This is a genomic window from Shewanella khirikhana, from assembly GCF_003957745.1.
Classification (GTDB): domain Bacteria; phylum Pseudomonadota; class Gammaproteobacteria; order Enterobacterales; family Shewanellaceae; genus Shewanella; species Shewanella khirikhana.
In genome coordinates this window covers 3,804,801-3,827,673 of sequence record NZ_CP020373.1, presented here as the reverse complement: position 1 = coordinate 3,827,673, position 22,873 = coordinate 3,804,801, and the positions used below count along the sequence as shown (strand labels likewise).

The window sequence follows — 22,873 nt, the reverse complement described above, 5'->3', positions numbered from 1 at the left end:
AACCACCTGTCCAGAGTGGTTCTTTTTTATGTCCAGCCCTTCAACATCAGATAACGCCAAGGTCGAAAAAGACTATGCCTTCTGGGTCAAGCTGGCCAGCCGCGCCGCTGTGGCCACCGCATTTACCCTGATCCTGATTAAGCTGCTCGCCTGGCTGTGGTCAGGCTCCGCCAGTATGCTGGCATCGCTCACCGACTCCTTCGCCGATGCCTTGGCCTCCATCATTAACTTTATTGCCATTCGTTATGCGCTGATGCCCGCCGATGATGAGCACAGGCACGGCCATGGTAAGGCAGAGCCGCTGGCGTCGCTGGCGCAGTCGGCCTTTATTCTCGGCTCGGCCTTTTTGCTGCTGTTCCACGGCAGCGATAGGCTGCTCAATCCCGAACCTCTGGCGCATGCGGCTGTGGGCATTTGGGTCTCGATAATTGCCATTGCGCTTACCCTGGCATTGGTAATGCTGCAAAAGCGTGCTTTGGCGGCGACCGGCAGCACTGTGGTGGAAGCCGATTCGCTGCACTATAAATCGGATTTATTCCTCAATGGCGCCGTGCTGCTGGCGCTGGTGCTGGCCCAGTATGGCCTCTGGTGGGCCGATGGATTATTTGCGCTGCTGATTGCGCTTTATATCGGGCAGCAGGCCTTTGGTCTGGGCTATCGCTCTATCCAGTCGCTGCTTGACCGCGAATTGGACGAGGCCACCCGGGACAATATCATCAAGCTTGCCACTCAGGATGTCCGGGTGCGCGGCGTGCATGATCTCAAGACCCGTCAGGCCGGTCAGACGATTTTTATTCAGCTGCATCTGGAGCTGGATGGCAATTTGCCGCTGCGGGAAGCTCATACCCTGTCGGATGCCACTGCGGCGCGTATCCGTGCCGATTTTCCCGAATCGGAAATCATCATCCACCAGGACCCGGTATAAGCAAGCGTGCTGTAGCCGGAGTGTTGCCGATGTAATCCGGATTTTGCTCTGGGTGGTAACGGCGGTTTCGCGGGTTAACATTTGTGCGCCATTGTTTACCAGTTTTGCGGTAACCTATTGATACATTCAGCCTTTGTTCAGGGATATCCCCACATAGTGCTTCCTGTCTTACATACATTTGAGTCGTGAAAAGGAACGCAGGATGAACAAGCTGAAAGTAGCTGCCCTGGTGGCGATGATGGTTAGCGGTGCAGCCATGGCTGAAACCGATAAAACCGGTTTTTACGTGGGCGGCGCCCTGAACCAGGTGAAAGCTTCCGGTGACGGTGAAGGTTCAAGCGACGGCGTGGGCTTTGGCGCTTACGGCGGTTACAACTTCAACGAGTGGTTTGGTCTGGAAGCCAACCTGTTTGCCAGTGGCGATCTGGGTGAAGATGGCGTAGACATCGGCGCCGGTGCCCTGACCTTTGCCCCTAAGTTTACTTACCACTTCAACGACACCTTCTCTGCCTTTGCCAAGGTGGGTGTAGCCTCTATGGCCGTTGTGGTTGACTATGGTCCATTCGACCGTGACTTCACCGGTTGGGGCGTAACCTGGGGTGTGGGTGTAAATGCTGCCCTGACCGACAACCTGAACCTGCGTCTGAGCTACGATCGCACCCGTGGCGATCTGGATGACGATTCTTACTGGTTCGAAGGCGAAAACTACGGCGGTAAGCTCGATAACGTCGATATTTCGCAAATTGCTCTGGGTCTGCACTACCAGTTCTGATTTCAGGCCAGTTCTGATCTCAGTGTTGCAGTGAAAGTCCCGACCAGGGATGGTATGAAAAAGGACGCTTCGGCGTCCTTTTTCATTTTCATTGGCCACCGGCATTCCTTGATGTGATTTTCTTCACAAGTGTTTTAAATATTTGACACAGATCAAGGCTTGTGCACATCGGCATAAGCTAATTTAAACGAGCGTTTTTCAAACACTGATAATAAAGGAAAGTCATGTACCCCATTTTATTGAAAGCCCACGTTATTTTAGCTTTTGTTGCCTTTGCCAGTTTGCTGCTGCGTTGCTACTGGGGGCTGAAAAAGCCCGCCATGTTGCAACAGGCGCTGGCACTCAAGGCCCATAAACTCATCACCTTACTGATGCTGCTCAGCGCCATAGCGCTGTGCCTGTTGCTGGGCATGTATCCTGTGGCTCAGGCCTGGCTGACCGAAAAGCTGGTGCTGTTTGTGCTTTACGTGGGCCTTGGCATTGCTGCTATCCGCCCGGGGGCGCCGGATAATCAGCGCCTGGTGCTTACCGGCGCCGCGGCTGTGTGTTTTGTACTTATGATGATCATTGCCAAAAGCCACAGTGCGCTGCTGCTTGGCTAAGTCGCAAACTGTGCCTTGCTTCTGTCCGCTGTAAGCTCACCCGGAGCAAGTACGGGACTCATTTGCACCTTTCCCGATGGGCCCGTTCGCGGGCCTTGATTGTGGTGTTAACCGCGGCAAGTCGACTGCGCACTAATCTTGCTTCTGTTAACGAAAGTTTGACGTTAAGATAGCGTCCTACAACCAAGGATGTTGCTGGCTTTTCAATGAGATCAAGTTATCGGCCGGAAAACGGGGCTATGCTAACTGCCGCTCAGAGCAGCAAAACCACATACAAAGGGAACATGATGAAACTCAAACCTCTGCTTATTGCCGCCATGCTGCTCGGTGCAGCCACTCCAGCCTTCGCCGCCAAAGATCTCGGTTTCTACGCCGGTGGCTATGTTGCCAACACCAATCTGGATGACAAAATTGGTCCCTTCGACGAGTCGGCCTGGGGCCTTGGCGCCTACGGTGGTTATAACTTCAATCCAAGCTTTGGTCTTGAAACCAGCGTGTTCGGCACCGACAGCTTTGTCGATGGCGCCGATTTGCAGGTGGTGGGCCTGACCTTTGCACCCACAGTGCGCCATGCCTTTACGGATGCGGTCACTGTGTATCTCAAGGGTGGCTTGGTGTATCAGGTGATTACCAGCGACAGCGGCTACGATGACGATTATCAGGGCACAGGTTATCTGCTGGGTGCCGGGGTGGACGTGACCCTGACCGAAAACATGGCGCTGCGGGTGTTTTACGAGTTCAGCGAAATTGAGCCTGAGCACGATGAGCTGACCAACTACTTCGCCAACACCCGCATGGACCACTATGGTGTTGGCTTGCACTGGCGCTTTTAAACGAGCTTCCCACGTAATAAAAAAGGACGCAGCACGCGTCCTTTTTTAATGCCCAAATGGACTACTCCATCTCCAGCTCTTTTAGCTTGCGGGTAAGAGTATTGCGGCCCCAGCCGAGGCGGCGGGCGGCTTCCTGTTTATGGCCCTGGGTGTGCTTGAGCGCGACTTCGAGCATGATGCGCTCGAAGGTGGGCTGCATATCGGCCAAAAGATCCGACTCGCCTTCGCCGAGACGGCGGTCGACCATGTCACGCAGCGCACTCTCCCAGTTTCCATCACCGGCGGAGATGGCCGCTGTCGAGCTTGGCTCTTTCAGCAGCTCCGGCGGTAAGTCCTGGGGCAGGATTTCCTGACCGGAGGCCATCACAGTGAGCCAGCGGCAGGTGTTTTCCAGCTGACGCACGTTTCCCGGCCAGGGCAGGTGCTGCAGTTTCAGGGCGGTGTCTTTGGCGAGGATTTTGGCTTCCACGCCAATCTCGCGGGCGGCGGCCGCCAAAAAGTGCCGTGCCAGCTGGGGAATGTCTTCGCGGCGTTCCCGAAGCGGTGGCAGATGTACCCGGATCACGTTCAGGCGGTGGAACAAATCCTCACGGAACTGACCTTGCTGCACCAGCCGTTCCAGGTCCTGGTGGGTGGCGGCGATAATGCGCACGTCCACCTGCACCGGCGAGTGGCCCCCCACCCGGTAAAACTGGCCGTCGGCCAGAACCCGTAAAAGACGGGTCTGCACATCCAGCGGCATATCGCCGATTTCATCCAAAAACAGGGTGCCGCCGTTGGCCTGCTCGAAGCGGCCCTGACGTACCCCAGCGGCGCCGGTAAAGGCACCCTTCTCATGGCCGAACAGCTCGGATTCAATCAAGTCCTTGGGAATGGCGGCCATATTCAGCGCGATAAAGGGCTTGTCTTTACGGGGGCTGTGTTTGTGCAGCGCGCCGGCCACCAACTCTTTACCCGTGCCCGACTGGCCGTTAATCAGCACGCTGATAGAGGAGCGCGATAGGCGACCGATGGCGCGAAACACCTCCTGCATTGCTGGTGCCTCGCCAATGATTTCCGGCGCCTTAATGGGCTCGCTGGCAATGCTTTGGGGCGACTGCTCGCTGGCGTGGGTCAGGGCGCGCTCCACCAGGGCGATGGCTTCATCGATATCGAATGGCTTGGGCAGATACTCAAAGGCACCGGACTGATAAGCGGCCACGGCGCTGTCGAGATCCGAGTGGGCGGTCATTATGATGACCGGAATGTGGGGGTAATGCAGGCCGATGCGCTCCAGCAGCGTAAGGCCATCGGTGCCCGGCATACGGATATCGGACACTATCACCAGCGGTTGGCTCAGCTCCAGCGCCTGCCACAGCGACTCGGCCGCAGCGAAGCTGGCGCTGGTGATGCGGGCGCTCTTGAGCGCCTTTTCCAGCACCCAACGAATCGAGCTGTCGTCGTCGAGGATCCAAACCTGTTCACTGATACTCATGACGTCTCCTTGTTGGCCTATTTGCCGGTTTTAATGGGCAGGGTGAGCACAAACTGGGTGTGACCCGGCGCAGAATCGCAGTCGATGCGGCCGCCGTGCAGCCGGGCAATATTGTGGGCAATCGAGAGCCCAAGCCCCGACCCCTGTTCGCGACCTGTAACCATGGGATAAAACAGGGTATCCATCAGCTCAGGGGGAATACCCGGGCCATCGTCAATGACCGACAGCGTCAGCACCAGTTTGTGCCGCTGCGAGCCTATGGTGACCTGATGATCGGTGCGTGTGCGCACCGTGACGGTGCCGCCCTGTTTTTCCAGCGCCTGTACCGCGTTTTGCACTATGTTGAGCAGCGCCTGCTGCAACTGATCCGCATCCATATCGATATCGGGTATGGAAGGGTCGTAGTCGCGGCGAATATGAATATTGCCGGGGGCCGACAGCTCCACCAGTTTCAGCACCTTTTGCACCACTTCGTGGATATTTTGCGGCAGGTGCGCGGTGGGCTTTTGCGGTCCCAACAGCTTGTCGACCAGGGTGCGCATGCGGTCGGCCTGCTCGATGATCAGGTTGGTAAATTCTTTCAGCGACGGGTCATCCAGTTCGCGGGCAAGCAGCTGGGCGGCGCCGCGCAGGCCGCCGAGAGGGTTTTTGATTTCGTGGGCGAGGTTTCGCACCAGAAACTGGGCCGCTTGCTGCTGGGCATCCTGGCTCAGTTGCTGGTGAATACGGCGCTGCTGATCGACCTGACGCAGCTCCAGCAGACTCAGGCCTGGTTGGTTTTCCAGTGGAATAAGCGTGAGATCCACCGTGTGCTGCTGACCGTCGAAACCAATCAGGGTGGCGGTGTTGACCGTCAGCCCCTGGCCGCCGGCCACGGCATCGGTCAGCACGCTGGCCGGTACCTCCTGAAGCTGGAAGATATCGGTCAGGGTTTGTTCGGTCAGGCGGTGGCTGCCTGTGCCAAGCAACTGCTCTGCCGCGGCATTGGCAAAGCAGGGCCTGAGGCCAGCGTCGATGACCATCACAGCGGTCACCAGGTGATTGAGCAGGTTATGTGTATCCATCGGGCCTTTCCTGACAGGGCTTGCACCAACATGGTGCACCAAAATGGTGCATCCCGCAAGCGGCAGCATGGACCCGAGGCGATGGGTGGGCTATGGTTAACTTTTTGTTATTTTTATTGTTTTTACTTCAATTGCCCGAAAGTGGAACCGCCTTGGGTTGCTGCAGCACGCTGGTGCGGTGCAAAAACAGGGTTCTGGGTTCACTGGATGCAATCACTTTGCCATTTCGGGCTATCAGCTGAACTTCAATGCTGTGCTCGCCTCTGTCTATGCCTTTGACTTTAAAGAGCGGAACATCCAGCGGGTCTTCCCAGACCTTGCCATCGATGCGCAGCACCCACAGGGCATTGGTAGGTTTGTCGGGGGTAACGTTGGCGCTGACATCAAAGTTGCCGTCGTTGTCGCGAATCGTGGCGTCTTGGTCGGGCGACAGTATGCTTATCTGGTACTCGATAGCCTCGGGCTTGTCGCTGCGGGGGACGGCGGCGGGAATTTCCATACGAATTTGATTGGCTGAGGTCTCTTTCAGATCAACCACTTCGGCATTTTCCTGTGGCTTGTCGCTGTAATGGACCTTGCCATCCTTATCAACCCATTTGTATACGGCGGCCTGAGCAGTCAGGCACAGGGCGAGCAGGGCAAGCAGAGAAAGCTGTTTCATCGTCGGTATCCCTTGGGTAAGTCTTGGCTAAAGATAGCGCTTTTTGCGCGGAAAATCATGGGATTCTGATTTCCCGCGCCCTGGATTGATTACAGGTAGCTACACAGGTATTCGGACACTTCCTGGGTGCGAATTGAGAAGCTGACATCGGCGTCCAGGTCGAAGGTGCTGCCTTCGGCGTAGGGCTTCCACTCGCTTGCGCCCGGCAGCAGTACATCGAATTGACCGCTCAGTACCTGCATTTTTTCCGGCTGGGTGGTGGAAAACTCATATTCGCCAGGCAGTACTACGCCTATGGTTTGTTTCTCGCCGCCCACATAAATGGCCCGGCTGGTGACCTTGCCATCGAAATACACGTTGGCCTTCAGTGCGACGTTTACGTTTTCCAGAACCTTCATCAGCTGTCTCCTGTCAGTTGTTTTTTATGAATATAAAGTTGAAGCCGCCCCGGGGCCAATGAAAAATTTGATGAAGGGTGCCGGGCTGAAAGTTGGCATGTGGCAGGGCTGTAGGCTTTCCTTAAGTTGTAATTCATCGCCGTGGCATAGGATGGCGGGTTTAACAAAACGAAAACAAGTTCTGGGGAGCAAGGGCATGAACACAACCAGCGCCGCCAATGGTGGGGGCCTGCTAGGCAAATTTTTGAATGGCATAGAAAAGGCCGGGAATAAACTGCCGGATCCGGCGGTGATATTTTTAATGGCCATGATGCTGATTTGGGTGTTGTCGGCGGTGTTTTCCCGCTTCGAGTTCAGCGCCATCGACCCGCGCACCGGCGAGGCCATAGTGGTGCATAACCTGCTGACCGGCGATGCGTTGGCGGGCTTTCTGGCCAATATGGTGAAAACCTTTACCTCGTTCGCCCCGCTGGGTGTGGTGCTGGTGGCCATGCTGGGGGTTGGGGTTGCCGAGCATTCGGGCTTTATCAATACCGGCCTGAAGATGATGCTCAAGGTGACACCGGCCAAGCTGCTCACGCCATCCATTATCCTGATTGCCATCGTCAGCCACACCGCCACCGATGCAGGTTACGTGCTGGTGATCCCGCTCGCCGGGGTGATTTTCTACGCCATGGGGCGCCACCCGCTGGCGGGCATTGCCGCGGCTTTTGCCGGGGTGTCCGGCGGTTTTGGCGCCAACTTTGTGCCCTCAGGGCTGGATCCCTTGCTGCAAAGCTTTACCCAGAGCGCGGCGCAAATCATCGACCCGGAAATCGCCATCAACCCGCTCAACAACTGGTTTTTTGCTTCGGCGTCGAGCCTGCTGATTGTGTTGCTGGGCTGGTATCTCACCGACAAGGTGATTGAGCCGCGTCTGGCCAATACCCCCATCGATGGTGATACTTCCAACCTGCCCAAGTTCGATGAGGCGGGCCCACGTGAGAAGCAGGGTTTTTTGCTGGCCGTAGCCGTGATGGTGGCTGGACTGGTGCTTCTGTATCTGGCAGCAAGCCCGGCGGATTCTCCGTTAAGGGCCAAGAGTGGTAATCTGTCTGACTTCAGCGCGCCCCTGATGCAATCGATAGTGCCGCTGATTTTCCTGCTGTTTTGGATCCCCGGTGCCGTGTATGGCTTCTACGTGGGCACCTTCAAAAAGAGTAAGGACATGATAGATGCCATGTCCAAGTCTATGGGCAGCATGGCCTATTACATAGTAATGGCCTTCTTCTGTGCGCTCTTTATTGCCGCTTTCAGCCAGTCTAATCTGGGTGCTTTGCTGGCCATTGAAGGGGCCGAGGTGCTTAAGGCGTTGGCGCTGCCAAGTGCGGTGACCATAGTCGGCATCATCTTCCTCACCGCCTTTGTGAACCTGTTTGTGGGCTCAAGCTCGGCCAAGTGGGCGCTGCTGGGCCCCATTTTTGTGCCCATGCTGATGCAGCTGAATATCTCCCCCGACCTGACCCAGGCGGCCTACCGGGTGGGCGACTCAGGCTCTAACATCATCACCCCACTGATGCCTTACTTCCCGCTGGTGGTGGTCTATTGCCAGAAGTATGTGAAAAACACCGGCATTGGCACCCTGATTGCCATGATGCTGCCGTTCTCGGTGGTGTTCCTGGTGGGTTGGACCGCCTTCCTGCTGCTGTACTGGACCCTGGGCTTCCCGCTTGGCCTGCAGGCAAGCTACACCTACGGTCTGTAGGCAACATGAGCTAATAAAAACGCCCGCAATCGCGGGCGTTTTTATTAGCTGAGAGTCACTGGCGTTTTCGCCAGATACTCATCTCCGACAGGCTGTGCTGGAATTTGCGTTTGGTTTCACGAATGACAAAGGGCACTTCCTTCACTGCCACCAGTTCGAAGTGGGGAATAAGCGTCTCGGTGAGGCCATCGAGGGTAGTAAAGTTTTCACCATTCACCTTGATACCGCCCAGCCAATTGGCCTTGGGGGTGTAGTCCTCAAGCCAGGTGTAAGGTGAGGCAATTACCAGATAACCGCCCGTATTGATGCGGCTGTGAATTTGCTCAAGGAAGGCCTTGGGCTCATTCAGCCTGTCGATAAGGTTGGAGGCGTACACCAAATCATAGCCACCGAAGCGCGGCTTTAGATTAAGCGCATCGCCCTGAAGGAAATCGATTTTGTGCTTCACCTCGTTGTAGCCAAGGCTGGCAAGCGAGGCGGTGCGGTATTCCACCAGTTCGCCTTCGGTGCGAATAGTGTAGCGTTTCTCGCCCTGCTCCTTGAGGGCGTAGGCCTGCTGGATAAACCGGGCGGAGAAATCGATAGCATCTACGGCATCAAAATAGCGCGCCAGCTCAAAACTTGCCCGGCCCACGGAGCAGCCGATGTCCAGCGCCCTGGCGTGGCGCTCGAGGTTGATTTCGGCCAGCGCTTCCTGCACCCCTTTGACGCAGAAGTTGGCCACGCCGAAGTACTCGCGGCCGTAGTGGAATTCCAGATACTGGGAGATCAGTTCATCGGTTTCATACACGTTCACCTTTACGCCCTCATCCGGTGATTGGCTGGACTCCACGTAGCGGAAGCCAGCATGTTGATAGAAGTGACGGCGAAACGCATAGCGCGAGGCGGCGATGGCCTCGTTGCCGGTGGAAATCCAGCTGCCGCCCTTGATGAGGTTGTGTTTGCCATCAAAGGTGGGGGTGGAGAAGTCATCATACAGCGGGTGCACCGCAAAGCCCGGGAAGCCGTCGATGGCGGTCTCGGTCCATTGCCACACATTGCCCACCAGATCGTAAAAACGTCCCTGACGGAAGCGGTTCACCGGGCAGGATGAGGCGTAGTGGGCCAGATTGAGGTTACCCGGCACTTCGCGCCAGGCAGGTGCGGCGCCTATGACGGTCATATCGCCTTCAAGCTCGCGTCTGAGCCAGTACCATTCGGCCTCGGTGGGCAGACGAATGCTGCGCTCCGTAGTCGCCGCCTTCCAGTTGCAAAAGGCTTTGGCTTCCAGCTGGTTTACTTCCACCGGCCAGTTGAGTGGCAGCGGGATTTCGCTGCAGAGGTTACGCTGATACCAGCGGCCGTCTCTCTGGCGCCAAAAGCGTGGCATATCGGCGTTGGTGTATTCACGCCAGGCATTGCCTTCATCGCTCCACCACTTGGGTTCCTGATAGCCACCGGCCTTAACAAAGGCCATAAACTCGCCGTTGGAAACCAATTTTTCGCTGGCGCGAAAATCGCTGATGTGGTGATGACGATGGCCGTATTCGTTATCCCAGCCGTAGGTTAGATCTTCATCGGCTTTGCCAAGGCTGATATCGCCGCCTTTGACCTGAATTAGCGGGTTATCCGGTGTCTCGCCATAATCCCTGCATTCGGGCCACTGCGTTGAAGGTGTCAGGTCTTCAAGGGGCAGCTGGCGGATAATCACCGAGGAGGTTTCGAGGTGAATGCGTTCGTGTTCAATGCCCATCAAAATCGCCCAGGCGAGGCTATTTTGGCCGATGGGCAGCTCAATCGACATAGTATCGATAAGGCTTTCAATCAGGGCTCGTACCGCATTGCGGTAAGTGCGCACCTCGTCCACCTGCGGCCAGTCGTAATGGGCTTCGTTCAGGTCATCCCAGGACATCTCGTCCACACCAATGGCAAACATGGACTCGAAATGGTCGTTGATACGCTCGTCTATGTACTTGCCCAGCTTGAGCTTATTGATAAAAAAGGTGGCGGTGTGGCCGAAGTAGAAAATCAGTGGATGGCGTAGCGGCTCGGCCTTTTTAAAGTAGGCATCGTCATTGGAAATCAGCGTAAACAGCGACTCATACTGAGTCCAGCTGTTCTGGAAATAAGCTTTGATTTCAACGCGTTTGCTGTGGATGTCCGTGCCAGTAAGGCTTGGCGTTGGCAGAGCGGTAAAAGGTTCCATTGCGTGTCTTGTCCCTCTGGAAGCATGAAGGCCAGTATAGGCGCTGCTGATGATACGGGCGGAATTAGAGTCAGGATCACTGCATCAGACCCGTCCGCCCGGGATTTGCTTTCAGTCGCCGCCGCTGCAGCCGCCACCATCGCCACCGGCGTCGCCGTCAAACCAACTGTTTCCTGAGTCGCTGCTGCAGCTGTAACTGCTGCAACCTATGTGACTGGCGCAGTGGCGATCCTGCGGGCCGCAGTGGAGTTGATAATGAAAGCCATCGTCTATGTTCAGCTCAGCGTCCAGGGCAAAAATCAACGGCAGGTGGGACGGCGCCTTGGGGTTTATCCCTTCGAGCTGGCAGGCCAGTCGCCAGGCGCGTTTGATGGGACTGCGCCGTGAAATGGCCCTTGGCATGGCTGCAGCCGGGGTGTGGTGCAGGAATCGGCCAAACGCCTTCTGGCAAAACGCCTGATACTGCCGGGTAGAGAGAATAAACTCATGCCAGAGGACATCGACCGCCTGTGATGGCATTGCCAGCGGGCTGTGTTTTGCCAGCCGGCTCATGTGGAAATACTGTCTCAAGCCCGCCAGCGCCCGCTGCTTTTGAGCGTCGCTGAGGTGGGGATAGCGCTGCGTCAGGGCATCAGTCAGCTGCGGTGGAAACCGAAAGCTATCGATATAGTCACGGCGCCGGTCGCTGGCACTGCGAAACCAGACGAAGGCGACAGCCACACCCAATATCGGCAGTAACATCAGGGCTATGGGCATTGGCTGACCCCGTTTACATCGGCAACAGCAGGCGGGGGCTGCCGCTTTCTTTGATTTCGCCGCCGCCCACTTCGATAACGTCGTTATCGTCCATCAGATACAGGCTGCCGGGCAGGCCGTCGACCTCCAGTCGCTGAGCCATGGCATCCTTGTCGGCCACGTGCACCAGCAGATGAAACGGCACCAGATTAAGGCCGCGGGTGGTTTGGAACGGCACCACGGCTTCGTCACCGCAGTAGGCTGCCGTGGCGATGTCCGGCGTCATCAAAATGGCGCCGGCACTGACGCCGACAAGATGACCACCGGCCTCTACAAAGGCCTGCAGACGGGAGATTAGACCGCTTGCACCAAGATGGTGCAGGTATTCAAAGGTGTTGCCGCCGCACAGATGAATGATGTCGCACTCGAACAGCGGATCGTAGAGTTCGCAGTCGGGGCCGTGAATGGGTTCGGCAAAGGCGATGATTTCAGCTCCGAGCTGATCATAGAGCTCCACCACCGGGGCAAAGTACTCGCGGGTAGGGTCGGCGCTTGAGGCGAGGTAGCCGACGCTGGGATTGGGCCCAATGCCGGCAAGCCATTGTTTCAGCTTGTCCTGTACCCCAGGTGCCTGGGTATCACTCATCAAAAACAGCGACATCAGCAACTCCTTTTTGCAGCTTCAGGGCAGACCTCAGCGGCTGGCGCTGTAAGGGTCGTCCGTCAACAGATACTGTTTCAATTCGGCTTTATTGGGTTGAGCACTGAGCCAGGCGCGAATGCGTTTGAGTTCGGCGTAGGTATCGTCGCCAAACTTGTTGCGGTAGTGCTCGGCAAAATTATGTTGGGTCTGGCTTTGGCGCAGGCGGTTTTGCCATTCCTGAGTTACCAGCAGATTGAGACAACTGGCGAGCCCCATGGATTTGAGCAGCGGCCATTCGCCTTTATCGAGCCAAACACCGCCCACAGCAGCGCTGTAGTCGAGCCTGTGATCTGTGTCTGTGCTGATTTTCAGCTTGCGCATCAGGGTATGGCTCATGGGGCAAAACAGCGCCATCGGGCTGTCTTCACTTTCTTCGATGGCTGTTACCGGGGCAAAATCGGTATCGGGGTGCTGGGCTTTCCAGGCGACAAAATCGTCGATAAGAACCCAGTGACCGCCGCAGTGATTGCAACGGTGGGCGTTAAAGAGGTCATCGAGCCGGGTGGGAACCAGGCTTCCGCGTTTACAGGCGCTGCAGTGCATCATCAATCCTTTGCGATAAAACCCCGGCAAAACAAAAGGGCGCCGGGGAGATCTCAGCCTAGGGGATTTTAAAGTTCAGCTCAAGTGTCACTCCAGCGGCAGGGCATTGCGGCTGAAGGTTTGTTTGAGCACCAGGGTCGATTCTATGCCCGCCACCCCGGGCAGGCTGCCAAGGGATTTCTTCACAAATCGCTCGTAGGCGAGCAGATCCCGGGCGACGATTTTCAGCAGGTAGTCATGGCTGCCGGTGATCACCGAACACTCCATCACCTCCGGCAGCAGGGCCACTGCGGTTTCAAAGCGCTCGGCGGCCTTGTCAGAGTTCTCCGACAGCCTCAGTGAGGCATAGACAATCACTTCAAATCCGGCCTTGCGGTGATCCAGCAAGGCGCCATAGCCCTGAATGTAGCCTTCTTGCTCCAGGCGACGGATGCGCCTCAGACAAGGGGTATCTGACAGGCCAACCGAGGCGGCAAGTTCGGTCACAGTCTGACGGCCATTTTGCTGCAGGGCGGCGAGGATGGCGGTGTCTTTCTTATCGAGTTGGGTCATTGTTGGTGAATTTCGATAATTTGGGATTTGTTGTTATCGAGTATCACTCAATGGCGGCAGTTTGTCCGCAGGCTTTTGGTGAAAAAACCTCCGCCCCCTGTGCTAGGCTGTTTACAACTGCGTCTGTACCTTGCAACGCGGTAAGTGTCTGGAGAACGATAACAATGAAACACATGACGCTGAACGTGGAGGCCTTCGACGAATGGCTGCGTACCCGTTTTGTTGAAATGAACAACGAGCTTGAATCCCTCTATTGGCTGCAAACCGATCGCGCCAATGTGCAGGGGATTGGCGAAGACCTCAAGCAGCAGCTGGAAAACGAAGGCCGCAGGCACATCAGTGCCTTGCTGGAAGAGGGCAACACCGACGAAGGCTTTGATGCGGCCTTCGATTTGCTCGGCAACGTAGGGCTGTATATGGCGGCCTGTCGGCGCCATGAAATTACCGAGCCTTCGCGGGAAACCCACTCGCCACTGGTGGAGGCCTCGGCGCTGGCCATGCATATCGGTGCTTCCATCGGGGTGACCCCACGCTTTGCCACGGCTCACCTCACCACCCACAATATGGCCCGCGGCGGCCAGTACAAGCGCTTTACCGATTTGCACGACGAGCGCCTGTTTGTTGACTACAACACCAAGGGTATTCTGGCCTACAAGCGCGCCGCCGACGCGCTGCTGAAAATCCTGCCGTTGGGAGTGTCTCACCCCATTACCGCAGACCTGCTCAAGGTGGCCCGTCAGGCGCTGCAGGATGTGATGGACTCTAACACCACCCTGTTCCATGAACTGGATACCGACCGTTTCTTTTACTGCGTGCGGCCCTATTACAAGCCGTACCGGGTGGGCAGTCAGGTGTATCGCGGCGCCAATGCCGGCGATTTTGCCGGTATCAACGTAATCGATATGCTGCTCGGGCTGTGCCACGCCAACGAACCTTCTTACTCGCAGATGCTGGTGGATAAGTTCCTGTACATGATGCCGGAAGATCAGGCGATTCTGCGCGACTGCATGCGCCGCACCAGTCTGATGGAATACTTCCTGCGTGCCACCGGCAGCCACAAGGAAAGCTGGTATCAGGAAAACCTGCGACTGTTCCTCGAAGTGTGTGAACTTCACGGCCAAACCGCGATTCAGCACCACGATCAGCTGGTGAAAAAATACATTGCCGAGCCCTCGGTCAACATGGATCAGCAGCATATGTCCAAGGTCACCGCCAGTGGCCCGCCGCTGCATGTGCTGATTGGGGCGCTGGAAAAGTTGCGCGACCGCCGTGCCGCCACCAAGCGCAGTGATATTCGCACCGCCTGGCAGGAAATTGCCCGCCTCAAGGCCAGTTTGGACTGAACCATGGATTACAAATCGCAGTTTTATTTGCCGGGCGGCAGCTATCTGCTGAATCACTCAGTGGGTCGGCCGTTAAAGGCAGCCAAGGCCGGGTTTGAGCGGGATTTCTGGCAACCCTGGTGTGACAGTGGCCGCGAGCCCTGGGGCGATTGGCTGGGTGGCATCGAGGGTTTTCGCGCGGCACTGGCCAGTTTGTTCGATGCCGACAAAGAGGATTTCTGCCCGCAGACCAACCTGTCATCGGCGCTGACCAAGCTGCTGATGTCGCATCCGCGGCTAAATCGTGTTGGCGCCCGGGTGCTCATGTGCGAGGAAGACTTCCCTTCCATGGGCTTTGCGGTGCAACAGGCGCTGCCTGAGGCAAGGCTCAGTTTTATCCCCCAGGGGGCGGATATTACCGATGCCAATGTGTGGCAGCAGCATATGGATGCCGGGCTGGATCTGGTGTTTATCAGCCATGCCTTTTCCAATCTGGGGGCGCTGGCGCCTGTGGCTGACATCGTCGGCCGCTGCCGTGAGCTTGGGGTGTTATCGCTGGTAGACGTGGCCCAGTCGGCGGGGGTTGTGCCTCTGTCACTCAGTGAACTTGCGCCTGACTTTCTGATTGGCTCGTCGGTGAAGTGGCTCTGCGGTGGTCCGGGTGCCGCTTATCTGTGGGTTCACCCCGAACGGATTGATGAGTGCGAACCTGTGGATGTGGGCTGGTTTTCCCATGAAAACCCGTTTGAGTTTGATATCCACCATTTCAAACATCATCCCTCGGCGCTGCGCTTTTGGGGCGGTACCCCCTCTGTAGCGCCCTTTGTGCTGGCAGCCCACAGCATCAACTGGTTTGCCAGGTTGGAAAAAGGGCTGCTGCGGCAACATAATCAGGCTTTGGTATCAATGCTTTATGATGAGTTGCACCAAGCTGGTGCAATTGGTTCGGCACGGCGCTCGCCAGCGAGTGGTATCGCGGCCCACAGCCGCAGCGGCACCGCGATTTTGAACTTTGGTGAGCTTAACGAGGCGGTGATGGCCGCACTCACCCAGGCCAATATCAGCGTCGATAAGCGCCGCTACGGACTCAGGGTGTCGCCGCACCTGTATAACGACCTGGAAGATATTGCGCGCTTTATTGCGTGCGTGAAGGCGGTCTGCTGAATCCTTCAACCCTGAGCCCTTGATGCTCGAATAAAGGCCCAAAAATAAGCGCCCCGAACCTGAGTCCGGGGCGCTTTTTTATGCGCCGGTTACCCGGCGTCCTGTAGGGTATTACAGGCTGTAATACAGTTCGAATTCTACTGGGTGAGTAGTGCGGTTTACGCGCTCAGCCTCAGCCTTTTTCAGGCCGATGTAGGAATCGATGAAGTCGTTGCAGAATACACCGCCCTTGGTCAGGAACTCACGGTCAGCGTCCAGGGCAGCCAGAGCTACGTCCAGAGACTCGGCAACCTGTGGGATTTCGGCCGCTTCTTCAGCTGGCAGATCGTACAGGTCTTTGTCCATGGCATCGCCAGGGTGGATCTTGTTCTGGATACCGTCCAGACCAGCCATCAGCAGAGCCGCGAAAGCCAGGTATGGGTTGGCCATTGGGTCTGGGAAGCGGGTCTCGATACGACGACCTTTAGGGCTTGGTACCACTGGGATACGGATAGAAGCAGAACGGTTACGGGCAGAGTAAGCCAGCATTACCGGGGCTTCGAAGTGTGGTACCAGACGCTTGTAAGAGTTGGTGCTTGGGTTGGTGAAGGCGTTCAGGGCACGGGCGTGCTTGATGATACCGCCGATGTAGTACAGGGCAGTTTCAGACAGACCGCCGTACTTGTCGCCGGCAAACAGGTTTACGCCATCTTTGGCCAGAGACTGGTGAACGTGCATACCAGAGCCGTTGTCGCCAACAATTGGCTTAGGCATAAAGGTAGCAGTCTTACCGTAGGCGTGAGCCATGTTGTGAACCACGTACTTCAGTACCTGGATTTCGTCAGCCTTGGCAGTCAGGGTGTTGAAACGGGTAGCAATTTCGTTCTGACCGGCAGTGGCCACTTCGTGGTGGTGAGCTTCAACTACCTGACCCATTTCTTCCAGTACCAGACACATGGCAGAGCGCAGGTCCTGAGAAGAGTCAACCGGGGCAACCGGGAAGTAACCGCCTTTCACGAATGGACGGTGACCTGTGTTGCCTTCTTCGTAGCTGGTGCCTGAGTTCCAGGCGGCTTCTTTGGCGTCGATCTTCACAAAGGTACCGCTCATGTCGGTGCCGAAACGTACGTCGTCGAACAGGAAGAATTCTGGCTCTGGACCTACGAGTACGGTGTCGGCGATGCCGGTAGCACGCAGGTACTCTTCAGCCTTTTTGGCGATAGAGCGTGGGTCACGGTTGTAGCCGCTCATGGTGGCAGGCTCGAGGATGTCACAGCGGATCAGCGCAGTGGTTTCTTCGGTGAAAGGATCCAGCACGAAAGTGCTTGGGTCAGGCATCAGCACCATGTCTGATTCGTTGATGCCTTTCCAGCCGGCGATGGATGAGCCGTCGAACATTTTACCGTCTTCAAAGAAGTCGGCATCTACCTGATGAGTAGGGATAGATACGTGCTGCTCTTTACCCTTGGTATCGGTAAAGCGCAGATCCACGAATTTCACTTCCAGGTCTTTCAACTGCTTCAACACATTTTCAACTGACATGTTCGAGTCTCCGGGTAGGGTAAAGGGTTGTCCCTTAATCAATAATTTGTTTGTCGGTGTAGCGGCTTTTGCGGCTGCGCCGAAACGTGGCACAGATAAAGCCAGTACTGTGCCAACATTTTAAGTTATTGATTAAAAAGAGAGTGGTTGGATTTTTAGGGCGCAGGATTTTCACGGTTGCACTATTGTGGTGCAGCCTATGCACTGTTGTGGTGCTTGCACTGATGCTGTGCAGTAATTTGGTGCAGCCGGGCAAGGTCGGGATCTCCCAAACGGCCAAAAAATAATCCTGTCCGTGAGGACGCTGCTAGAGTAGAATGGCACGCTTTTTAACGCAAGGGGCCGGGGAATAGTTCAGTAAAACGTCATATTCCCGCGCCCTGCCGGCGATAGTCCGGCCGTCCCGAGGCGTAACAACATCGGGGCAATGCACACTGAAACAAGATGGTAAGAGGCTAACCGTGTTAGAAAATTTGCGTAACATCGCCATTATTGCTCACGTTGACCATGGTAAAACCACCCTGGTTGACAAGCTGCTCTCCCAGTCAGGCACCCTTGAAAGCCGCGGCGAAGCCACAGAGCGCGTGATGGACTCCAACGATCTGGAAAAAGAACGTGGCATCACCATTCTGGCGAAAAACACTGCCATCAAGTGGAACGATTACCGTATCAACATCGTAGACACCCCTGGCCATGCCGACTTCGGTGGTGAAGTAGAGCGTGTTCTGTCTATGGTGGACTCTGTATTGCTGCTGGTTGACGCCGTTGACGGCCCAATGCCACAGACCCGCTTCGTGACCAAAAAGGCGTTTGCCCAGGGCCTCAAGCCCATCGTGGTTATCAACAAAATCGACCGTCCGGGTGCCCGTCCTGATTGGGTAATCGACCAGGTATTTGACCTGTTCGACAACCTGGGTGCCACCGACGAACAGCTGGATTTCCCTATCGTTTACGCCTCGGCTCTGAATGGCTTTGCCACTCTGGATCCCGATGAGCCAAGCGAAGACATGACCCCACTGTTCCAGACCATCGTTGAGAAAGTATCTCCTCCGGATGCCGACGCCGACGGCGCCTTCCAGATGCAGATCTCTCAGCTGGACTACAACAGCTACGTGGGCGTTATCGGTGTAGGCCGTATCAAGCGCGGCAGCGTCAAGACCAACCAGCAGGTAACCGTTGTTGGTGCCGATGGTAAAACCCGTAACGGCAAAATCGGCCAGGTACTGGGTTACATGGGTCTGGACCGTCACGAAGTGGCCAGCGCCAACGCCGGTGACATCGTTGCTATCACGGGTCTTGGCGAGCTGAAAATCTCTGACACCATCTGCGCCGTGGGCAGTGCCGAAGCCCTGCCACCACTGAGCGTAGACGAGCCAACTCTGACCATGACCTTCCAGGTAAACACCTCTCCGTTTGCCGGTAAAGAAGGTAAGTACGTGACTTCACGTAACATCCTTGAGCGTCTGCAACAGGAACTGGTTCACAACGTGGCCCTGCGTGTAGAAGAAACCGACAGCCCTGACCGCTTCCGCGTGTCTGGCCGTGGTGAACTGCACCTGTCTATCCTGATTGAAAACATGCGCCGTGAAGGTTACGAGCTGGCGGTATCCCGTCCAGAAGTAATCATCAAGGAAATCGACGGTGAGAAGTGCGAGCCGTTCGAAACCCTGACCGTGGACGTGGAAGAAGATCATCAGGGCACTGTGATCGAGAAGCTGGGTACCCGTAAGGCTGACATGAAAGACATGCAGCTGGACGGCAAGGGTCGTGTACGTATCGACTTCGTTATCCCAAGCCGCGGCCTGATTGGCTTCCAGACCGAGTTTATGACTGCGACCTCTGGTACCGGTCTGCTGTACCACACTTTCGACCACTACGGTCCATTCAAGGGTGGTGACATCGGTCAGCGTAACAACGGTGTACTGATCTCCAACGCCACAGGTAAGGCACTGACCTTCGCCCTGTTCGGTCTGCAGGACCGTGGTCGTCTGATGATCGGTCACGCCGCCGAAGTTTACGAAGGCCAGGTGATCGGTATCCACAGCCGTTCAAACGACCTGACCGTGAACTGCCTCAAGGGCAAGCAGCTGACCAACATGCGTGCCTCTGGTACTGACGAAGCTCAGGTACTGACTCCGCACATCCAGATGACTCTGGAACAGGCGCTTGAGTTTATCGATGACGACGAACTGGTAGAAGTGACGCCGCTGAGCATCCGCGTGCGTAAGAAGCATCTGACCGAGAACGATCGTAAGCGCGCCAGCCGTCAGGGTGACTAATTCTGACCGCATCGCGTGATTAAAAAACCCCGGCTTGCCGGGGTTTTTTGTTTATACACATGTGCTGGCGGTGCGGGTGACTCCGCTGTGATTGACGTTACGCGCGGCTTTTGCGGCGAGCGCCTTTGCGACTGCGCTCGCGCCACATCCAAAAGCCGGACAGTGCCATCAGGCAGGGCAAAAAGCCGACAATGCACCAGATGATACGGCTCATGAGGCCGGCAAAGTCGCCATAGTGCAGAGGCTTGAAACTGTCGGTGAACTGATACAGCCAAGGCGCCTCGGCCACATCGAGGGTACCTGTGTGCTGGCCAGTGTTGTCATCAAAGCTGACAATAGACCCAAAGCGGCTGCGCAGCATGCCATCATCGGCGCGATGACCAAACAGGTGCACGCCCGGGTAACTTGCATCCGGCAGGCGCATATAGCTTGGCTCAAAGCCGGGCAGCTCGCGCTGCGCCTCGGTTATCAGGGTTTCCACGTCGATGGCGGGATTGTAATAGCGCTGAGTAATGACAAAGGCGCTGTCATCGTGGCCTTCAATCACTTCTTCGTAAAAGTGCTCCAGGTTCCACCAGGCACCGGTAAAGCCCAGCACCAGAAACACAGGTGCACCTGTGATGCCGAGCATCTTGTGGCCATCGCTCAGCAGCAGTCGCAGGCCTTTTCCTAAGCGCAAAGTAAAGAAGGTGCGCCAGAACTGGCGGTGCAGCACTATCCCTGATATCCCCAAAAACAGCATCAGCAGCGCCGTGATGGCCGCCAGCAGCAAGCCTGCGTGATCCATCAGCAGCAGATAGTGTAGCTCCAGCAGCCAGTCGGTCAGCGCCCAGGTAAGCGATCTGGGCACTGTGAGCAGCTCGCCGGTTGCCGGATCCAGCCACAGCTTTTGCCAGTCGTAACTGCCTTGCTGCGCCACATACAGCATGTCGGCCTCGCCTTGTGCGCCAAACTGCCAGCCGAGGATCTCATGTTCAGGCAGCGCACTGGCTGCGCGCGGCAGCAGCACAGTCATACTGAGGCGCTCATCGCTGCCGGCATTGACCACCTCGGGCATCAGCCACCGGTCAAGCTCGGCTTTGAACACCAGCAGGCTGCCGCTCAGGGCTATCACAAACAGCGGCAGGGCGACGATAAGCCCCGCCAGCCCGTGCCATTTCCACAGATGTTTGCGCATCCTGATTACCAGTTGGCCGAGAAGCTGAGTTTGACCTCGCGGCCGCTGCCGGGCATGACCCTGAGCAGGCTGTCGGAGCCTGAGTAATAGTCTTCATCGGTGAGATTGCTGACGATAAGACGCACATCGTACAGATCCCAGCTGTAGGTCAGGTTCAGGTCAACCAGGGTGTAGGCGGGCAGGTAGAAGTCGCCTTCGCTGCTCTCATTCAGGACCGCCTGCACATTGCCCTGCTGCCTGGCATAGTGGTTTACCCCGGCACCAGCACTGAGGCCTGGCAGATAGTCATCCAGGTTGTACTTAAGCCAGCCGCCATAGGAGTATCTGGGCACGTTGGCAACCCACTTGTCGTGCTCGGCATCCACCGCATGGGTGTAAGCGGCATGGCCGATAAGCTGCAGGTTGTCGGTGAGCAGCCACTGCAAATCCAGCTCGGCGCCCTGGCTTTGGATTTCTCCCGATGCCGAGTAGGTAAAGTTGCCACCGGCATCCACATTGGCCAGGGCGATGTTCTTTTTGGTGAGGTCAAACAGCGACAGGGTTGCGCTGAGGTCGCCATCGAAGCCACGGCTCTTGAGGCCAATCTCCCACTGTTTGCCCTGCTCTGGGTCCAGCACCTGCCCATTGGCATCGACAAAGGATTGTGGCGTAAAGGCTTCAGAGTAGCTGCCATACAGCACCCAGTTGTCGTTAAAGGCGTAGCTCAGGCCAGCGCGTGGGCTGAAATTACTTGCGTATTCATCCACGTAGGCTTGTTTATATCGGTCGATACGGCCACCGAGGGTCAGGCTCCAGTGGTCACCCCAGTTGATTTGGTCCTGGGCATAGAAGCCGAAAATACGGTTCTCGACCTTGGACTCGGGGCCAAAATCGTTGGTTTCGCTGTCTGGAAACACGCTGTAATCAGGCTGATACAGGTTGATTGTGGGGTACTGGCTGCCAAGGGCGCTACTGGTGTAGAGGTCGGAGATAAACACATCGACCCCGGCGGTAAACACATGCTCGCTGTTGCCAAGCTGCACTGTACCGTTGATGCCTGTGTCTATGGCCCAGGTTTTCCACTGGGTGCGGTAGCTGAATTTATACAGCGACAGCTCGCCGTTGTCGGCATTGTAGCTGCTGGGATAGTAAAGGTTATTCCAGTTGCTGGAGGCATCCTGATAGCGCATGTTCTGGCGCAGTTCCAGATTGTTGCCAAGCGCCCAGGACAGCTCATAACCCAAGCGGAAGGTTTCATCTTCCAGATTACCCGGGTCGTTGATATTGCCGTAAAACAAGTTCTTATCGAGCTGGCCCAGGGGCGATTCCAGCACTGTGCCCATGGCAGGCAGCGGCATGCCGGGTTCGTTGTTGTCTTTGGTGTAACTGCCAAGCAGAGTCAGTTTGGCGTCGTCCGATAATTCAAAACTGAGGGACGGCGCTATGTACAGGCGCTCCTGGCCATCCACAAAGTCCACCGAATTGGCGGCATTGCGGTAGGTCAGGCCAAGGCGGCCGTAGATATCACCCTCATCGTTCAGCACCCGGTTAATATCGGCATTCACTTCGTTGTAGTCGTCGCTGCCGCCGTGCAGGGTCAGGCTGCTCTGGTCGGTTTTGCCCGGCCGTTTGCTCACCAGATTAACCATGCCGGAAATGGCGCCTGCGCCATAGAGGGTGGAAGAGGGGCCCTTCATCACCTCGAGGGTTTCGAGGTTGGATTGTTCCACGTTGGCGCCCAGACCGTTGTCGTTCAGGCGCAGGCCGTCGAGGTAGATGTTTTGAGAGGCATCAAAGCCGCGGATGCGGAAGTAGTCGTAACCCTGGAAATAGCCGCCGGGCTGGATGCCGGCGATATGTTTGAGTGAGTCTTCCAGGTGGATGGCGCCCACATCATCGAGGAAATTCTTCGACAGGATCTGGATATTCTGCGGCGCTTTAATCAGGCTGAAATCGCCCTTGGTAGTGGATGGCGCCGTTGCCTTGGTGGTCACGATAATCCGTTCGATACCGATGTCGCTCTCTTCCTTGCCATGGGCGGCCATGGCGGACATCAGTGCCACAGTCAGCCCGGCCAGTTTAAAAATGCGGGTGCTGGACATGATTTAGCAGTTCCTCACGTGGTTATAATACGCACGGATGATAAATCAAATGCAAATCGTTATCATTAATTATTTAAAGTGATCACTCTATCCTGTGGGGTTGATCGCTTTTCCAGCGGTAACAGTTCACTGCAAAAG

21 protein-coding genes are annotated in these 22,873 nt (G+C 56.3%); 8 read left to right on the top strand and 13 right to left on the bottom strand.

What is annotated here, in order from left to right:
- Window positions 1-28 precede the first annotated feature (28 nt).
- From fieF to STH12_RS16750, 4 genes are all read left to right on the top strand, one after another.
- A complete protein-coding gene (gene fieF, locus STH12_RS16765) occupies window positions 29-925 on the top strand; it encodes a cation efflux pump FieF (protein WP_126168605.1) in 897 nt (298 codons plus the stop codon).
- A gap of 202 nt (window positions 926-1,127) precedes the next feature.
- Window positions 1,128-1,697 carry a porin family protein gene (locus STH12_RS16760; protein WP_126168604.1) on the top strand — a complete coding sequence of 190 codons (570 nt, stop codon included), beginning with the start codon at window positions 1,128-1,130 and terminating at the stop codon, window positions 1,695-1,697.
- Window positions 1,698-1,921: 224 nt separating this feature from the next.
- Entirely contained in the window at window positions 1,922-2,299 is a 378-nt protein-coding gene (locus tag STH12_RS16755; protein ID WP_126168603.1) for a SirB2 family protein, read from the top strand.
- Between the two features lie 287 nt (window positions 2,300-2,586).
- Complete coding sequence (locus tag STH12_RS16750) at window positions 2,587-3,132, top strand: porin family protein (RefSeq protein WP_126168602.1); 546 nt, start codon at window positions 2,587-2,589, stop codon at window positions 3,130-3,132.
- Window positions 3,133-3,193: 61 nt separating this feature from the next.
- Here the strand turns inward: STH12_RS16750 and glnG are convergent, their stop codons facing one another.
- The 4 genes from glnG to ppnP form a co-directional block, all read right to left on the bottom strand.
- The gene (gene glnG / locus STH12_RS16745; RefSeq protein WP_126168601.1) at window positions 3,194-4,606 is read right to left on the bottom strand and encodes a nitrogen regulation protein NR(I); all 1,413 of its coding nucleotides are present in this window, start codon (window positions 4,604-4,606) and stop codon (window positions 3,194-3,196) included.
- A 17-nt stretch (window positions 4,607-4,623) separates the two neighbouring features.
- Window positions 4,624-5,670 carry a nitrogen regulation protein NR(II) gene (gene glnL / locus STH12_RS16740; RefSeq protein WP_126168600.1) on the bottom strand — a complete coding sequence of 349 codons (1,047 nt, stop codon included), beginning with the start codon at window positions 5,668-5,670 and terminating at the stop codon, window positions 4,624-4,626.
- A gap of 127 nt (window positions 5,671-5,797) precedes the next feature.
- A complete protein-coding gene (locus STH12_RS16735) occupies window positions 5,798-6,331 on the bottom strand; it encodes a DUF4124 domain-containing protein (RefSeq protein ID WP_126168599.1) in 534 nt (177 codons plus the stop codon).
- A gap of 89 nt (window positions 6,332-6,420) precedes the next feature.
- Window positions 6,421-6,729, bottom strand: coding sequence for a pyrimidine/purine nucleoside phosphorylase (ppnP, locus tag STH12_RS16730; RefSeq protein ID WP_126168598.1), 309 nt, complete (start codon window positions 6,727-6,729; stop codon window positions 6,421-6,423).
- Window positions 6,730-6,925: 196 nt separating this feature from the next.
- Here ppnP and STH12_RS16725 point away from each other — a divergent pair, with 196 nt between their 5' ends.
- Complete coding sequence (locus tag STH12_RS16725; protein WP_126168597.1) at window positions 6,926-8,473, top strand: AbgT family transporter; 1,548 nt, start codon at window positions 6,926-6,928, stop codon at window positions 8,471-8,473.
- 55 nt (window positions 8,474-8,528) lie between these two features.
- On the opposite strand, the gene ovoA is transcribed toward STH12_RS16725, so the two are convergent.
- From ovoA to STH12_RS16700, 5 genes are all read right to left on the bottom strand, one after another.
- Window positions 8,529-10,658 carry a 5-histidylcysteine sulfoxide synthase gene (ovoA, locus tag STH12_RS16720; RefSeq protein WP_126168596.1) on the bottom strand — a complete coding sequence of 710 codons (2,130 nt, stop codon included), beginning with the start codon at window positions 10,656-10,658 and terminating at the stop codon, window positions 8,529-8,531.
- A 111-nt stretch (window positions 10,659-10,769) separates the two neighbouring features.
- On the bottom strand, window positions 10,770-11,414 hold the full coding sequence (locus tag STH12_RS16715) for a glycine-rich domain-containing protein (protein WP_218567756.1): 645 nt from the start codon (window positions 11,412-11,414) through the stop codon (window positions 10,770-10,772).
- Window positions 11,415-11,427: 13 nt separating this feature from the next.
- On the bottom strand, window positions 11,428-12,054 hold the full coding sequence (locus STH12_RS16710; RefSeq protein ID WP_126168595.1) for a Type 1 glutamine amidotransferase-like domain-containing protein: 627 nt from the start codon (window positions 12,052-12,054) through the stop codon (window positions 11,428-11,430).
- A gap of 33 nt (window positions 12,055-12,087) precedes the next feature.
- Window positions 12,088-12,642, bottom strand: coding sequence for a TFIIB-type zinc ribbon-containing protein (locus tag STH12_RS16705; RefSeq protein ID WP_237158648.1), 555 nt, complete (start codon window positions 12,640-12,642; stop codon window positions 12,088-12,090).
- Between the two features lie 84 nt (window positions 12,643-12,726).
- Window positions 12,727-13,191, bottom strand: a complete 465-nt coding sequence (locus STH12_RS16700) for an Lrp/AsnC family transcriptional regulator (RefSeq protein WP_126168594.1) — start codon at window positions 13,189-13,191, stop codon at window positions 12,727-12,729.
- A 164-nt stretch (window positions 13,192-13,355) separates the two neighbouring features.
- Here STH12_RS16700 and STH12_RS16695 point away from each other — a divergent pair, with 164 nt between their 5' ends.
- Both STH12_RS16695 and STH12_RS16690 read left to right on the top strand, forming a co-directional pair.
- The gene (locus tag STH12_RS16695) at window positions 13,356-14,534 is read left to right on the top strand and encodes a PrnB family protein (protein WP_126168593.1); all 1,179 of its coding nucleotides are present in this window, start codon (window positions 13,356-13,358) and stop codon (window positions 14,532-14,534) included.
- A 3-nt stretch (window positions 14,535-14,537) separates the two neighbouring features.
- On the top strand, window positions 14,538-15,677 hold the full coding sequence (locus STH12_RS16690; protein WP_126168592.1) for an aminotransferase class V-fold PLP-dependent enzyme: 1,140 nt from the start codon (window positions 14,538-14,540) through the stop codon (window positions 15,675-15,677).
- Between the two features lie 111 nt (window positions 15,678-15,788).
- Here STH12_RS16690 and glnA read toward each other — a convergent pair whose 3' ends face one another.
- Window positions 15,789-17,198, bottom strand: a complete 1,410-nt coding sequence (gene glnA / locus STH12_RS16685) for a glutamate--ammonia ligase (protein ID WP_126168591.1) — start codon at window positions 17,196-17,198, stop codon at window positions 15,789-15,791.
- 34 nt (window positions 17,199-17,232) lie between these two features.
- On the bottom strand, window positions 17,233-17,478 hold the full coding sequence (locus STH12_RS16680) for a hypothetical protein (protein ID WP_126168590.1): 246 nt from the start codon (window positions 17,476-17,478) through the stop codon (window positions 17,233-17,235).
- A gap of 181 nt (window positions 17,479-17,659) precedes the next feature.
- On the opposite strand from STH12_RS16680, the gene typA reads away from it, so the two are divergent.
- Window positions 17,660-19,477 (top strand): translational GTPase TypA, encoded by a 1,818-nt coding sequence (gene typA / locus STH12_RS16675; RefSeq protein ID WP_126168589.1) that lies wholly within the window; start codon window positions 17,660-17,662, stop codon window positions 19,475-19,477.
- A 97-nt stretch (window positions 19,478-19,574) separates the two neighbouring features.
- Here typA and STH12_RS16670 read toward each other — a convergent pair whose 3' ends face one another.
- Window positions 19,575-20,654 (bottom strand): PepSY-associated TM helix domain-containing protein, encoded by a 1,080-nt coding sequence (locus STH12_RS16670; protein WP_126168588.1) that lies wholly within the window; start codon window positions 20,652-20,654, stop codon window positions 19,575-19,577.
- A gap of 5 nt (window positions 20,655-20,659) precedes the next feature.
- Entirely contained in the window at window positions 20,660-22,735 is a 2,076-nt protein-coding gene (locus STH12_RS16665) for a TonB-dependent siderophore receptor (RefSeq protein ID WP_126168587.1), read from the bottom strand.
- Window positions 22,736-22,873 lie beyond the last annotated feature (138 nt).

Excerpts from the sequence above, each read along its gene's own strand:
- fieF (WP_126168605.1), top strand. The coding sequence starts at position 29 with ATGTCCAGCCCTTCAACATCAGATAACGCCAAGGTCGAAAAAGACTAT.
- STH12_RS16760 (WP_126168604.1), top strand. The coding sequence starts at position 1,128 with ATGAACAAGCTGAAAGTAGCTGCCCTGGTGGCGATGATGGTTAGCGGT.
- STH12_RS16755 (WP_126168603.1), top strand. The coding sequence starts at position 1,922 with ATGTACCCCATTTTATTGAAAGCCCACGTTATTTTAGCTTTTGTTGCC.
- STH12_RS16750 (WP_126168602.1), top strand. The coding sequence starts at position 2,587 with ATGAAACTCAAACCTCTGCTTATTGCCGCCATGCTGCTCGGTGCAGCC.
- glnG (WP_126168601.1), bottom strand. The coding sequence starts at position 4,606 with ATGAGTATCAGTGAACAGGTTTGGATCCTCGACGACGACAGCTCGATT.
- glnL (WP_126168600.1), bottom strand. The coding sequence starts at position 5,670 with ATGGATACACATAACCTGCTCAATCACCTGGTGACCGCTGTGATGGTC.
- STH12_RS16735 (WP_126168599.1), bottom strand. The coding sequence starts at position 6,331 with ATGAAACAGCTTTCTCTGCTTGCCCTGCTCGCCCTGTGCCTGACTGCT.
- ppnP (WP_126168598.1), bottom strand. The coding sequence starts at position 6,729 with ATGAAGGTTCTGGAAAACGTAAACGTCGCACTGAAGGCCAACGTGTAT.
- STH12_RS16725 (WP_126168597.1), top strand. The coding sequence starts at position 6,926 with ATGAACACAACCAGCGCCGCCAATGGTGGGGGCCTGCTAGGCAAATTT.
- ovoA (WP_126168596.1), bottom strand. The coding sequence starts at position 10,658 with ATGGAACCTTTTACCGCTCTGCCAACGCCAAGCCTTACTGGCACGGAC.
- STH12_RS16715 (WP_218567756.1), bottom strand. The coding sequence starts at position 11,414 with ATGCCCATAGCCCTGATGTTACTGCCGATATTGGGTGTGGCTGTCGCC.
- STH12_RS16710 (WP_126168595.1), bottom strand. The coding sequence starts at position 12,054 with ATGTCGCTGTTTTTGATGAGTGATACCCAGGCACCTGGGGTACAGGAC.
- STH12_RS16705 (WP_237158648.1), bottom strand. The coding sequence starts at position 12,642 with ATGATGCACTGCAGCGCCTGTAAACGCGGAAGCCTGGTTCCCACCCGG.
- STH12_RS16700 (WP_126168594.1), bottom strand. The coding sequence starts at position 13,191 with ATGACCCAACTCGATAAGAAAGACACCGCCATCCTCGCCGCCCTGCAG.
- STH12_RS16695 (WP_126168593.1), top strand. The coding sequence starts at position 13,356 with ATGAAACACATGACGCTGAACGTGGAGGCCTTCGACGAATGGCTGCGT.
- STH12_RS16690 (WP_126168592.1), top strand. The coding sequence starts at position 14,538 with ATGGATTACAAATCGCAGTTTTATTTGCCGGGCGGCAGCTATCTGCTG.
- glnA (WP_126168591.1), bottom strand. The coding sequence starts at position 17,198 with ATGTCAGTTGAAAATGTGTTGAAGCAGTTGAAAGACCTGGAAGTGAAA.
- STH12_RS16670 (WP_126168588.1), bottom strand. The coding sequence starts at position 20,654 with ATGCGCAAACATCTGTGGAAATGGCACGGGCTGGCGGGGCTTATCGTC.
- STH12_RS16665 (WP_126168587.1), bottom strand. The coding sequence starts at position 22,735 with ATGTCCAGCACCCGCATTTTTAAACTGGCCGGGCTGACTGTGGCACTG.